This window comes from Psychroserpens sp. Hel_I_66 (assembly GCF_000799465.1).
GTDB lineage: Bacteria > Bacteroidota > Bacteroidia > Flavobacteriales > Flavobacteriaceae > Psychroserpens.
In genome coordinates, this window is the sequence record NZ_JUGU01000001.1 from 559,459 (window position 1) to 571,957 (window position 12,499).

At 31.4% G+C, this 12,499-nt stretch carries 13 protein-coding genes and 1 tRNA gene; 5 read left to right on the top strand and 9 right to left on the bottom strand.

Translation table 11 applies throughout. The features are described 5' to 3' along the window. Positions 1 to 37 precede the first annotated feature (37 nt). The 5 genes from GQ40_RS02625 to GQ40_RS02645 all read left to right on the top strand — a co-directional run bounded on the left by GQ40_RS02625 (position 38) and on the right by GQ40_RS02645 (position 5,383). A complete protein-coding gene (locus tag GQ40_RS02625) occupies positions 38 to 1,165 on the top strand; it encodes a helix-turn-helix domain-containing protein (RefSeq protein WP_047545503.1) in 1,128 nt (375 codons plus the stop codon). A gap of 91 nt (positions 1,166 to 1,256) precedes the next feature. Then, positions 1,257 to 2,825 carry a T9SS type A sorting domain-containing protein gene (locus GQ40_RS02630; RefSeq protein ID WP_047545506.1) on the top strand — a complete coding sequence of 523 codons (1,569 nt, stop codon included), beginning with the start codon at positions 1,257 to 1,259 and terminating at the stop codon, positions 2,823 to 2,825. A gap of 41 nt (positions 2,826 to 2,866) precedes the next feature. After that, positions 2,867 to 3,703 (top strand): 50S ribosomal protein L11 methyltransferase, encoded by an 837-nt coding sequence (gene prmA / locus GQ40_RS02635; protein WP_047545508.1) that lies wholly within the window; start codon positions 2,867 to 2,869, stop codon positions 3,701 to 3,703. A gap of 233 nt (positions 3,704 to 3,936) precedes the next feature. Then, complete coding sequence (locus GQ40_RS02640) at positions 3,937 to 4,974, top strand: M57 family metalloprotease (RefSeq protein WP_047545510.1); 1,038 nt, start codon at positions 3,937 to 3,939, stop codon at positions 4,972 to 4,974. Between the two features lie 133 nt (positions 4,975 to 5,107). Next, positions 5,108 to 5,383, top strand: a complete 276-nt coding sequence (locus tag GQ40_RS02645) for an ATP-dependent Clp protease adaptor ClpS (protein WP_047551324.1) — start codon at positions 5,108 to 5,110, stop codon at positions 5,381 to 5,383. An 8-nt stretch (positions 5,384 to 5,391) separates the two neighbouring features. On the opposite strand, the gene GQ40_RS02650 is transcribed toward GQ40_RS02645, so the two are convergent. The 9 genes from GQ40_RS02650 to GQ40_RS02685 all read right to left on the bottom strand — a co-directional run bounded on the left by GQ40_RS02650 (position 5,392) and on the right by GQ40_RS02685 (position 11,876). Continuing rightward, positions 5,392 to 6,798 carry an MBL fold metallo-hydrolase gene (locus GQ40_RS02650; RefSeq protein WP_047551327.1) on the bottom strand — a complete coding sequence of 469 codons (1,407 nt, stop codon included), beginning with the start codon at positions 6,796 to 6,798 and terminating at the stop codon, positions 5,392 to 5,394. A 96-nt stretch (positions 6,799 to 6,894) separates the two neighbouring features. After that, entirely contained in the window at positions 6,895 to 7,701 is an 807-nt protein-coding gene (locus GQ40_RS02655) for a sulfite exporter TauE/SafE family protein (protein ID WP_047545512.1), read from the bottom strand. Then, positions 7,701 to 8,108, bottom strand: coding sequence for a DUF6691 family protein (locus GQ40_RS02660; protein ID WP_047551330.1), 408 nt, complete (start codon positions 8,106 to 8,108; stop codon positions 7,701 to 7,703). Before GQ40_RS02660 ends, GQ40_RS02655 begins: the two co-directional genes overlap by 1 nt. A 4-nt stretch (positions 8,109 to 8,112) precedes the next feature. Further along, positions 8,113 to 8,673, bottom strand: a complete 561-nt coding sequence (locus GQ40_RS02665) for a YeeE/YedE family protein (RefSeq protein WP_047545514.1) — start codon at positions 8,671 to 8,673, stop codon at positions 8,113 to 8,115. A gap of 59 nt (positions 8,674 to 8,732) precedes the next feature. Beyond that, positions 8,733 to 9,368: a Crp/Fnr family transcriptional regulator gene (locus GQ40_RS02670; protein ID WP_047545516.1), complete on the bottom strand. Its 636-nt coding sequence runs from the start codon at positions 9,366 to 9,368 to the stop codon at positions 8,733 to 8,735. Positions 9,369 to 9,534: 166 nt separating this feature from the next. Further along, positions 9,535 to 9,608 (bottom strand) — tRNA-Arg (locus tag GQ40_RS02675). A gap of 160 nt (positions 9,609 to 9,768) precedes the next feature. Beyond that, the gene (locus GQ40_RS02680; RefSeq protein ID WP_047545518.1) at positions 9,769 to 10,806 is read right to left on the bottom strand and encodes a helix-turn-helix domain-containing protein; all 1,038 of its coding nucleotides are present in this window, start codon (positions 10,804 to 10,806) and stop codon (positions 9,769 to 9,771) included. An 84-nt stretch (positions 10,807 to 10,890) separates the two neighbouring features. After that, complete coding sequence (locus tag GQ40_RS17855) at positions 10,891 to 11,019, bottom strand: hypothetical protein (protein ID WP_262501129.1); 129 nt, start codon at positions 11,017 to 11,019, stop codon at positions 10,891 to 10,893. Positions 11,020 to 11,156: 137 nt separating this feature from the next. Beyond that, positions 11,157 to 11,876, bottom strand: a complete 720-nt coding sequence (locus tag GQ40_RS02685) for an SOS response-associated peptidase family protein (RefSeq protein ID WP_047545520.1) — start codon at positions 11,874 to 11,876, stop codon at positions 11,157 to 11,159. Between the last annotated feature and the right edge of the window lie 623 nt (positions 11,877 to 12,499).

The following is a 12,499-nucleotide window of genomic DNA, read 5'->3' on the forward strand; positions in this document are numbered from 1 at the left end:
AAATTGCTTATCTTTTACTTCTCTAAAATAGAAGTATTTGAATTATAATATATATAACAGCATCATTTTAGCAGGCGTTATTCAAGGTCTCATATTTGGTGCTGTTGTTTTTTTGTCTGAAAAATATAATCACAAAAGCGTCTATTTTTTAGCAACAATAATAGTGACATATTCATTTAATAATCTACAGTATTATTTTGTAGACATTGGTTTAATCGATTATGATACCTTTTTTAAATACTACTACTTTCCTTGGGCAGAATTAGTCCCTGCATTGTTGTATTTTTATGTTTTGAGTTTTTTATTTCCTGAGAATAAAAACAGTAAAAAATCGAAATGGCTTTTATCGCTTTTCGGCCTTCATTTTTTAATTAGTACAGTCTATAAAGTTTTAGTTAGGATAAATTCAAAGTCAGAATTTCTAGAACAATTAACTGGTGTTTTAAGATATTATTCTGCTTATTATGCAGAATTAGTCACAGGATTATTAGGTATTTGCATATTGGTTATTTTATTCTTTAAGATAAAAATCTATCAGAAAACGCATTTTGAATTTCAGCGACACTATATCCGATTAGACTTAAATTGGTTAAAAATAACAATGTTACTTTTTTTGGTGCTAACCCTATTAAATGTTTATTTGGTCGTAACAGATATGACGCTTTTTGATGATATTTCTTATTACCCCGTTTGGATTCTTTTGACCATTATTATTTATTGGTTGGGTCACATAGGTATTTATAAATACGGTATTGTTGAAGAACGAAAACAAATAAGACAGAAAAAAAGTGTAAAAAGAGCTCCAATTTCAGAGTCAAAAACAAAGCACATTATTATTGAGCGGTTAAAACAATATCTCGAAAACGAAAAACGTTTTTTAGACTCCTCATTAACTTTAGAAAAAACCGCTGATACATTAGAGTTGAGTCAAGGACACCTTTCAAAAATTATCAACACTGAATTAGAGATAAGTTTCAAGGACTACATTAATACTTTGAGGGTAGAGGAAGCAAAGTCTTATTTAAAAGATAAGGATTTTTCAAACTACACCTTAGTTGCTATTGGTCTTGAAGCAGGATTTAATTCTAAATCAGCTTTTAACACCTCATTTAAAAAAATTACGGGAGAAACACCTTCTCAATTTAAACAACGACACATCAATTAGTCTCATTTTTTCATAATCACATAAAATAGGACGTTATTATTTTACATAACAGTTAGTTTTAGCTTGCTAAAAATCAATAAACTATAAAGTTATGAAGCGAATTTTACTTACAGGTGTTTTACTATTATTGTCGATTATGTTAAATGCCCAAGGTTGGGGGCAAATCCAAAAAATTGTACCAGGCGATAGAGAATTGGGAGATCATTTTGGATATGCTGTGGCGATGAGCGGAGACTATGCATTGATAGGAGCAGAATGGGATGATGTAACTTCATTAAATACGGGATCAGCTTATGTCTATAAAAAAGCTAACAATGGAAACTGGATAGAGCATCAAAAATTAACTGCTCCAGATAAAAGGGCAAATGACATATTTGGTTTTAGTGTAGATATAAATGGGAATTTTCTAATTATTGGTGCAAGAGCTCAAGATTATGATGCATCAAATAGTAATTTTATTAGCGCAGCAGGTGCAGCCTATATTTATGAAAAAGACACAAATGACAATTGGGTTTTTGTTCAAAAATTGATTGCTTCACATAGGGAAACAACAAGACAGTTTGGAAGATGTGTAGCTATTAGTAGTAATTTTGCAATTGTGGGTGTAGATCAGGAAAACTATGATGTAGCAGGAGAGAATTTTGTCCAGAATGCAGGTGCTGCCTATGTTTTTGAACGTAATAATGCAGGAGAATGGATTGAAGTCCAAAAAATAGTGGCATCCGAAAGAAGTACATTCGATTATTTTGGATATAACGGTTTAAGTATTGATGGTAATTATGCAGTTATTGGAGCCATGCAGGAAGATGAAGATGAAAATGAAGTCAATACAATGCCAAGTGCTGGTAGTGCTTATATTTTTGAACGAAATACTTCTGGCGTGTGGAATGAAATACAGAAAATAGTCGCATCAGACAGAACTCAAGGTGCTTATTTTGGCTGGTCCCTTGCAATAGATGGAAACAGTATTGTTGTAGGCTCTAATCAGGATAATAATTTTACTGGAGCTGCATATGTTTTTGAAAAGGACGAAAATGACATTTGGAATCAAGTTCAAAAACTCACCGCATCAAATAGTGACAACGGTGATCAATTTGGTTTTGATCTCGATATTGATGGAAACCGCATAATTATAGGCGCTCGTTATAGAGATATTGGTAGTCCAGGTGACGATGGTGGCGCCTATATTTTTGAAAAGCAATCAGGAACTTGGGAAGAAACCGCCTTTGTTTATGATATGTTCAACCAAACAAGTGAGTATTTCGGTTATGCTGTTGCTATAAGTGGTGACTTTGCTCTGGCTGGTGCTTATCAAGATGGGGAAGATGAAAATGAAGAAAATGATTTAGGTTCTTCTGGTGCTGTGTTCGTTTTTGATGTCAATGAACCTAACACGTTAAGTGTTTTTGAAAATAATTTAGAAAATCAAATTAAAGCATATCCCAATCCAGTTGTAAATAGCCTTTATTTAGATTTGGGCAAAATCTTCAGTAATATAGATATTACAATACTTGATATTCTGGGTCAAAAAGTTTTCTTTAAGAATTATAGTAGTATACAAACCATTGATTTGCCTTTTAATGTTTCTAAAGGCATGTACTTGGTTGAGGTTAGAGCAGACAATCAAAAAACGTCAGTTTTGAAAATTATCAAACATTAATTTCATTTTTTACATGTAACTTTGTATTCTAAACAAACATCATGTCAAACACCATCTATTTAGGGTATTATTTCAAAGTAAAACCTTTACAACCAGCAGTAGAAATTTTAATCGCCGAATTAGGTTATGCAGGTTTTGAGAGTTTTGTAGAAACAGATGAAGGGGTTACTGCCTATATTCAAAAAGATGAATATTACGATTCTATTCTTGAGGATATTCAGATCCTAAAATCTAATGAGTTTGAGATTTCATTTTCTTCGGAAGAGATTGAACAAACCAACTGGAATGAAGAATGGGAGAAAAATTTTAATCCTATCATTGTAGATGACAAATGTTCGGTTCGTGCCCCATTTCATGAAAAACCGGACACTGAATTCGATATTATCATAGAACCAAAAATGAGTTTTGGCACAGGCCATCACGAAACCACGCATATGATGATCCAGCATATTTTGAAAAATGATTTTAAAGATAAATCGGTTTTAGATATGGGTTGTGGTACAGGAGTCTTGGCAATTCTTGCTGAAATGAAAGGAGCAAAACCGTTAGATGCTATTGATTATGATAATTGGTGTTATCTCAATAGTCTTGAAAATGTTGAGCGTAATCATTGCGAGCACATTTCCGTAGAAGAAGGAGATGCGTCTTTATTGGCAGGAAGACATTATGATATCATTATAGCAAATATCAACCGAAATATTCTATTAAGCGATATGCAAACCTATGCTAAATGCTTAAACACAAATGGAACGCTGTTTCTCAGCGGATTTTATAACGAAGATATTCCGGTCATTGAAGAAGAATGTAACAAATTGGGTTTAGTTAAAGTGGAGACCTTAGAGCGAAATAATTGGGTGGCTTTAAAATTTCAGAAGTAATAATTATTTACATTTTAATACTAACTTCGATGAATTACGTAAAATTTTAACATCAAAAACAAAAATACTACTCAAATTACGGGAAAACCGTAATTTTTTTATTTTGAAAACACTTATCTTTGAAATGATAATTATCACGGTTTAAGGTAAAACAGTTGTAAGAAAAATAACTAGTTCCATTTAAACTTCCCCTACCTACTCGCTTAATATTTATTAACTTAATTTACTCAAAAATGAAAAACTTAAAATTTTTGACCTTAGGTGGTCTATGCCTTTTATTTTCTGTTCAGTCTTGTGAAAAAGACAATGGTGCTGAGGATATTTCTAATTTAGATGATGTATCGATCATTAATGTGAATCATTTGGAAGGGAGAACAATCGTTACAGATACTGAATTATTAAATGCCATCCACACTTTAGATATTGACGTCGGTTTGGTGTCTATTGGAGACTTTCATTTACCAGATGGAACGGTAGAAGAACGAATCTATATAGGTAGTGATATTACCTTTACCTTGGATGAATTAAATACTTTAATTGGTGATGGTTCTGGTTTAAATCGCCAGTATAGAACCTTTAATTTGGTAACTGGAAATAACCAAACCATAGATATTATAGGTTATGTGGCTAATAGTAGCCAATCTCTTTCAAGTAAAGCGCAAACTGCTTTACAACGAGCTGTTAACAATTACAATGCTTTAAATACAACCTTACAATTTAATCTTACGTTTGGATCAAATTATCAAGCTGCAGATATGGTTGTATATGATAACTCGGTTAATACACCAAACAGTCAAGGTGGTGTAGCTGGTTTTCCTTCAAGTTCTGGCTTACCCAATAAGTTTGTTCAAATTTATAATATTGAGCAGTTTTCTACAGGTGTCAATGAGCATGTGATTACTCACGAGATTGGACATTCTGTTGGTTTTCGTCATTCCGACTGGTTTGACCGTTTAAGTTGTCCTGCTTCTAGCCAAGGTAATGAAGGTGCAGGATCAAATGGTGCAGTTCAAATACCGGGAACGCCTTCTGGTAGGGATTTAACCTCTGTAATGCAAGCTTGTTTCACTACAAGTGAAGATGGCAATTTTAATAATAATGATGTTATAGCTTTAGAATTTATGTATCTACAGAGTAGTTCTGGGCCATGTGATGGCGTATCAGAGTGGCAAAGTGGAGTAAGCTATAATATTGGTGCTCGTGTGACTTATTTTGGAAACCTTTACGAACGTGTAAGTGGAGGTTGGAGCTTAATAGGACCTTGTAATTAAATATTATTTGTATAACAATAATCTAAAAAGACTTCTGTTCTATGTACAGAAGTCTTTTTTATGTGATGAGAATTAATTAAATTTATACTTTAAAAAAACCAACCTCATTAAATAAAGCGCTATGAACAAAATAATGAGTACAAAAGAAAAAATACAAGAAGAACACCTGGTTGATACGTTAGAACAACCTCTCAATGAGATCGTTCTATATAATGATGATGTTAATACATTTGATCATGTCATAAACACTTTAATCTATGCATGTGAACACACGCCAGAACAAGCAGAGCAGTGCTCAATTTTAGTTCACTACAAAGGACAGTGTACAGTTAAGACTGGTGAGTACAAAGAGCTAGAGCCAAGATGTTCTATGCTTTTAGAAGCAGGATTAAGTGCTGAGATTGTTTAAAATTTGATTTATAAGGTGGACGGACAAACAAAATCTGTCATCGGTAAATCAGTATCTTTAATTGCTCCAAAACCACCAGCAATATCCACTAGATTATGAAACCCTCTAGCTTTTAATATGGATGCTGCAATAACACTTCTATAGCCACCAGCACAGTGAATATGGTAGGTTTTATCTTTAGAAACCTCACTCATTTGCTCGTTTATATAATCTAAAGCAAAATGTTGGGCGTCCTCGAGATGCATACTTTGAAACTCTCCATCTTTTCTAACATCCAAAATGTTGACACTTCCTTGTTTTGCTCTTTCAGCAAAAGTCTCTGCAGATATAGATTTTAATGTATCGATTTCTTTTCCTTCGGAAATCCAAGTCTCAATACCACCTTCTAAATACCCTAAAGTGTTGTCATAACCCACACGAGATAAGCGTGTCACCGCTTCTTGACTTTTTCCTTCGGGAACAACTAACAAAATAGGTTGGTTGATGTCTGTTATCAATGCACCAACCCATGGTGCAAATGAGCCATTTAGACCTATAAATATGGAGTTTGGGATATGGCTTTTAATGTAGTCACTTTGAGTTCTTACATCAAGGACCAATGCGTTTTCATGATTAGCCAGATCTTCAAAATCATTAGGGGACAAAGCTATGTTTCCAGTTTTTAAAACCGTTTCAAAATTTTCATAACCTGTTTTATTGAGCATTGCATTTTTTTCAAAATACTGTGGAGGTGGAGCCATACCATCAAGTACTTCTGTAATAAACTCTTCTTTTGTCATGTCTTCTCTTAATGCGTAATTTGTTTTCTTTTGGTCTCCAATTGTGCCAACGGTTTCTTTGCTAAGATTTTTTCCGCAGGCAGAACCTGCACCATGAGCAGGATATACGATGACATCATCGGCAAGTGTCATTATTTTATTCCGAAGAGAATCAAAGAGCATTGCTGCTAAATCTTCTTTGGTTAAATCAGATTTTATTGCCAAATCGGGTCTGCCAACATCACCTAAAAATAAGGTGTCACCAGAAAAGATAGCGTGATTTTTACCATTTTCATCCATTAAAAGATAGGTTGTAGATTCTAAAGTATGACCTGGAGTGTGCAACGCTTTAATTGTAAGATTCCCAATTTTGAACTCTTCATTATCTTTTGCAGAATGAATTTCATAATTTGTTTCTGCACCTGGACCATAAACAATTGTAGCTCCGGTTTTTTTAGCTAAATCAACGTGTCCCGAAACAAAATCTGCATGAAAATGAGTTTCAAAAATGTATTTTATCTGAGCATTGCTCTTTTTTGCTTTATCGATGTATGCTTGAGTTTCACGAAGCGGGTCAATAATAGCAACTTCTCCGTTAGACTCTATGTAATAAGCGCCTTGAGCGAGGCAATTTGTATATATTTGTTCAATTATAATAGACATGATTTTAATTTTTTTAATTTATGTTGACCATAATTTTAATACTATAAAGATACAGATTATTAAAATTTTGATTTGTGATTTTTGTTACATTTAACTTAAGAGTTCTTTGTAAATTATATAAAATGCCATTATTAAGGTGAAGTACCCAAATCCTTTTTTTAATTTTTTGCCACTTATAAATTTAGAAAAGTAAACGCCTAAAATGATCCCTATAATTGATACAAACGTAAATTTTAGAAGGAATGGCCAATCGATGTCTATATTTTGTAAGTCTCCCAAAAAACCAATTAGGGATTTTACAGCAACAATTAAAAGTGATGTCCCTATAGCTTGTTTCATTGGTAATTTAGCTAAAAGTACTAATGCTGGAATTATTAAAAAGCCTCCGCCAGCACCAACTAAACCTGTTAAAATACCTACTATAATACCTTCTATGGCAATTAATGGATAATTGTAAACAACGTCTTGGGTTTCTAAAACTTCTCCTTTGTTTTTTTTAGTGATAATCATTGAGAAACTTGCCAAGAGCATAATAATAGCAAAAAGCATCATTATAAATATTGTGTTAGTGACTTCAAAATCATTGACAGTAAAAATTACTTTAGGAATTCTTGGGACTAAGTAAAGGCGCGTAAGATAGACTGCAATTAAAGCTGGAGTAGCAAAGATTATTGCAGTTTTAAAATCAATCAATCCTTTTCTAAAATTCTGAAAAGCTCCAATTACAGCTGTAACACCTACTACAAATAAGGAGTAGCCTGTAGCAATAATTGGATTTAAACCTATAATGTAAACTAAGATTGGAACTGTTAAAATGGAACCACCACCACCTATTAAGCCTAAAACCAAACCGACAAACAGTGCTCCAATGTATCCTAATATTTCAACTGTGTTCATTAGTGAGGTAATTTATCTTTAAATAATCCATAGATGTAAGTCCCTAAAATGGCAGCTAAAATAACGATCAAGATAGTAAAAGCTCCTGTGCCAACTAATATATACATTGGTCCAGGACATGCTCCTGACAATGCCCAACCTAAGCCAAATATGGTACCGCCAATTATGTATCGTATAAAACCTTGATCTTTTCTTGGAACAGTCATTAAGCCTCCATTTATGTTTTTAAATTTTTTGCTTATTAGAAGCAAAATGATTCCTGTGATTACTGCTGTGCCTATAATACCATACATATGGAAAGATTCAAATTTGAACATTTCGTAGATGCGATACCATGAGACTGCTTCGGACTTTACGAGTACGATTCCGAAAAAAATTCCGACGAATAAAAATTTTATATACTTTATCATATTAACCAAAAATTAAAGGGAATAGTAAATGAATCATTATTAAGCCACCAATAAAAAACCCAATCACAGCGATTAGTGATGGGAGTTGTAAACTACTTAAGCCTGTAATAGCGTGGCCAGAGGTACAACCTCCAGCGTAACGCGTACCAAAGCCAACTAAAAAACCGCCTATAATTAAAACGGAAAGTCCTTTAATACTCAATAATGCTTCCCAGCTGTAAAGTTCTGGAGGAAGCAATGATTTTCCTGCGTTTTCAAAACCGAGCGAACTGAGCGTATCAACGGTTTCTGGGTTCAAGTCGATATTTGTTGGGACTGATAAATAAAAGTGCGCAATGAATCCTCCTATTATAGCTCCAGCAACTACGATAAGATTCCAACGTTGGGATTTCCAGTCAAAATCAAAAAATTTTACTTTTTTTCCAGCTCCTGCAATTGAGCAGAAGGTGCGAAGGTTGGATGACATACCAAATGTTTTTCCGAAGTAAATAAGAGTAAACATGATAATGGCAATTAAAGGTCCTGAAATATACCAAGGCCAAGGTTGTAAAATATAGTCCATGTATTTTATTTTGATGCAAAGTTAAGATTGAAAAAAAGGTACTGTGTGATAAATGTTACTTAAAAGTCTATAACTTCAATTTTATTTCTACTTAGTTTTATTTTATTGTCGTTTTCCAACTGTTTTAATAGTCTCGAAATTACGACTCTTGACGTGTTGAGATCTTCTGCAATTTCTTGGTGGGTTGTAGTTATGATTTTTGAGGCATTCAATTTAACTGTGTCGATCAAATATTTGAGAAGACGTTCGTCCATCTTCATGAAAGCTAGAGTGTCTATGGTTTCTAACATTTCATTAAAACGAATTTGATAGCTTTGAAGTATAAAGTTGCGCCAACTTGAATTGGTATGAAACCACTCTGTCATTTTCTCGTTTGGAATCATTATTACTTCGGAATCATTATCTGAAACTGCTCTTATTTTACTAATCGACTTTGACATGCAACAGGTAAGTGACATTGAGCAGGTGTCACCACTCTCTAGAACGTATAGAAGTAGTTCATGGTCATCATTATCAACTCTTAATACTTTTATATTGCCTTTTAAAAGCAGAGGTATATGAGTTAAGTCTTGACCTATATCAATAATTATATCGTTAGGCTTGAATGATTTTACTATGCCGATTTCTTCAATATTTTTAATAATAAAATCATCAAACAGATATTCAATTTGTTTGAGAAGTTCTTTTTCTATCATACCTCAAAAGTAAGGATTTAGAATTTTGGAATTTTAACAAATTTCAACAAAGCCAATTTGGAAGTTACAGCATTGCATAAACGCGAGTTGTGCGTTGGAAATAAAAAACCAGAAACAAAATTGAATTTAATCAACGTTTTGTTTCCGGTTTTTTTATGTTTATTAGTGACCTCGACTGGATTCAAACCAGTAACCTCTTGAGCCGTAATCAAGTGCGCTATTCAGTTGCGCCACGAGGCCATTTTGTGGGTGCAAATATAATTCTTTATAAAAGAAACACAAACAAAATTGTTCAAAAAATTAATGGGTTTTGAGATCAGTAAAACAGCTTGTATTTTAATTGCCACTGAAATTGTAAGCTAAAAAAAATTAGATATCAATTATTTTAGACACTAAATAACTAGTATTGCGTTTGAAAATCTTCCTTAAGTTGATCTGAAATATTAGTATATTTTGAAAATCTTTCCTGATATGTTTTAGGGGAGAAATTAAATTTTTCTTTAAAAATTTTAGAGAAATAGCTTCTGCTATTTATTCCTACGGTATAAGCTATTTCGGAAATTGTCAAATCTTCGTTTATTATTAATTTTTCTGCCTTTAGCAAACGTACATTTCTGATATATTCATTTACGGTTGTCTTATTAAAAAGCTTAAATCCTTCTTGTAATTTTGAGGGAGATAACGTTGTTTCTCGACATAAGGTTGAAATTGTATATCTTTCTCCTGGATTAAGTCTAATGGAATTTGCTACTTCTTTAATTTTATTTAAATCATTATTACTTAAGTTACTTGTATTAGTTCCTTTTAGATTAATGTCCTCTAACAAATACTTAATATTTGTTGCCAGAATTTTATTTACTAAGCTTTCCAACAGTAAGAAATTAACCAAATTACATTCTTGTAATTGATTTATTTGATCTATGTAATGAGCGATTTTTAAATTACAGGAACTTAAGTGTAAGAAATTACTATCATTTTTTGAGTTAGAGAAAATATCAACAACTTTAGTGTATAACGAGTTATTCATATTTTGATCTATTTCAATAATAGAAAATCTATAGTGTGTGTTTTTAGCGAAGCCTATTTCGATAATATTTTCTTTTTCTAATGAATATAGGCTTGATGTGTATTCTTTTAAGATTCTCTCTTTAAAATAGTCGTCTTTGCATAATATGCTACCCTTACTGCAATATGTAGAATACAGAGCATCATGATGAACAACTTTATTAAGGTATACATCTTCATTAAAATTAACATCGAATTCAAAATAAGTTGTGAAGTTTGATGATTTAATAGCTTTTATGGATCCTTTTCCAAATTTATTTGAAAAGGAGAGATTGGAACAATCTGATGTTTGGTTTATGTTTGCATCAAGTTCTTGAGAAATCTTTTTAAAACTATCAAGTAATTGATGAGTATTTAGAGTTATATTGATCATATGTATTATAAGTTTTATATAATCTCTGTTTTTAATATAAGATTATCTTGAGTTTTTTTGTTGAGTATTTTTAAGTTGAGTTTTTTAGAATTTAAAATCGCTCTTTTCTTGAGTAGTATTAGATACTTTCACTTGAGTTTTAATGGATCTTGTCTTACCTACTTTAGCATTTAAAGGCGTTCTAAAAAATGTACTTTGCTTGGTTATATTCATTCAATTTTTTTTATATAAATATAATGGTTTTGAAGGCGGTTGTATTATACAATTTGATTAAAGAGTTGTATAATGCGACGCTATAAAGTTGAAAATGTATAAGTTAAAATGGGGGAAAAGGAAAGATGTCTATTGCGCTAAGTTATAATATACGAATTATCAAACACTAAATTGTTTTCTAAACCATTATAGTTTTGAGGTTCTAAAATTGAATCAAATATTAATTCTGTTTCATAAAATTGTCTAGAAATGGAGTGTGCATATAGTTTGTCATTACTTAATGAAATATTCTTTTTATTTTTAATATTAAGCGATGTTTCCAGCCAAGTTTCTATTTGATTTTTATCAATAATTATTGGCATGGTATTGCTAATATTATGAATTTTTTTAAAACTGGGACCAGCTTTTGTCAATACAGGGGAGCAGGTGATAAATCCATCTGATAATATATTATATATGCCACCAATCAAAAAAGGTTTTTGGGATTCGTGATAAACATAATAAGGATATATTTGGCCATCTTTAATGAAACTCGAGAAAAAGCCTTTTATTATGATAACGCATTTTCTTGATTTGCTATAATCAACTACTTGATTATTTAAATTATCTAAAGTAACATTTAAAGTATTATTTAACTTTTGATAATTTATCCAATCATCACTGTAGTTTTCTGGCAAAATACCCCAAATACCAAATTGTATTTGGTTTTGGTTTTGAGAAGTAATTATTGGTAAAACCTCTTCATCAAGTCCATTAATTATTTGTTTGGGCTCATAAAGATTTGGATGTTTAAAAGAAATTCCTATTTCACTCTCAATTAGTTCTTTGCTTGAATTATTTGATAATTTATAAAACAATTTTTATTTAAAAATAGACATAAATTAAAATATATGTTGAAGCATATACGTAATAATTTAATGCAATCGAAAATTGTTTATTATAGTTTATAATTTAAATAAGAGCTCAAGGTTTTTTTATCAAAAGAATATTTGTGCAACCTTAAGTATTTAAGATAAAATTTAAAGAAGAAATTTTTATGAAATTAATTAAATGAAGTCAATTGCGACTTACTACAATTTTGAAAATCATTTTACTAATAAGTAAAATCAATAGCCCTGTCAAGAGAAAAAGTAAATTAACAATATAGAAGTTTTCAAAAAGAATGATACAACTCCACCAACCTATGAGGTATGCTAACACTGATAAAGTCATAAATTTAGACATGGAGCTGATATGTAAATAGTTACAATTCAAAATTAGATTAAATTTGTTATCTTTATATTATACAATTTTGATTTATAATTATATAATTTTAAAGTTGTAGATAGTATGATTGTGAAAGTGAATAATTTGATATAAAATATTAATTGAATATATGTTGTATATAAATTCACACAAAAAACTATCTTTGTTAATGTATTGCTCATGAGTCATTAGATAGAGGTTAATACAATTAATGGCACTAAAGTATTCGTTTAGT

Excerpts from the sequence above, each read along its gene's own strand:
- prmA (WP_047545508.1), top strand. The coding sequence starts at position 2,867 with ATGTCAAACACCATCTATTTAGGGTATTATTTCAAAGTAAAACCTTTA.
- GQ40_RS02655 (WP_047545512.1), bottom strand. The coding sequence starts at position 7,701 with ATGAACACAGTTGAAATATTAGGATACATTGGAGCACTGTTTGTCGGT.
- GQ40_RS17855 (WP_262501129.1), bottom strand. The coding sequence starts at position 11,019 with ATGAATATAACCAAGCAAAGTACATTTTTTAGAACGCCTTTAAATGCT.
- GQ40_RS02670 (WP_047545516.1), bottom strand. The coding sequence starts at position 9,368 with ATGATAGAAAAAGAACTTCTCAAACAAATTGAATATCTGTTTGATGAT.
- GQ40_RS02630 (WP_047545506.1), top strand. The coding sequence starts at position 1,257 with ATGAAGCGAATTTTACTTACAGGTGTTTTACTATTATTGTCGATTATG.
- GQ40_RS02645 (WP_047551324.1), top strand. The coding sequence starts at position 5,108 with ATGAGTACAAAAGAAAAAATACAAGAAGAACACCTGGTTGATACGTTA.
- GQ40_RS02640 (WP_047545510.1), top strand. The coding sequence starts at position 3,937 with ATGAAAAACTTAAAATTTTTGACCTTAGGTGGTCTATGCCTTTTATTT.
- GQ40_RS02665 (WP_047545514.1), bottom strand. The coding sequence starts at position 8,673 with ATGGACTATATTTTACAACCTTGGCCTTGGTATATTTCAGGACCTTTA.
- GQ40_RS02680 (WP_047545518.1), bottom strand. The coding sequence starts at position 10,806 with ATGATCAATATAACTCTAAATACTCATCAATTACTTGATAGTTTTAAA.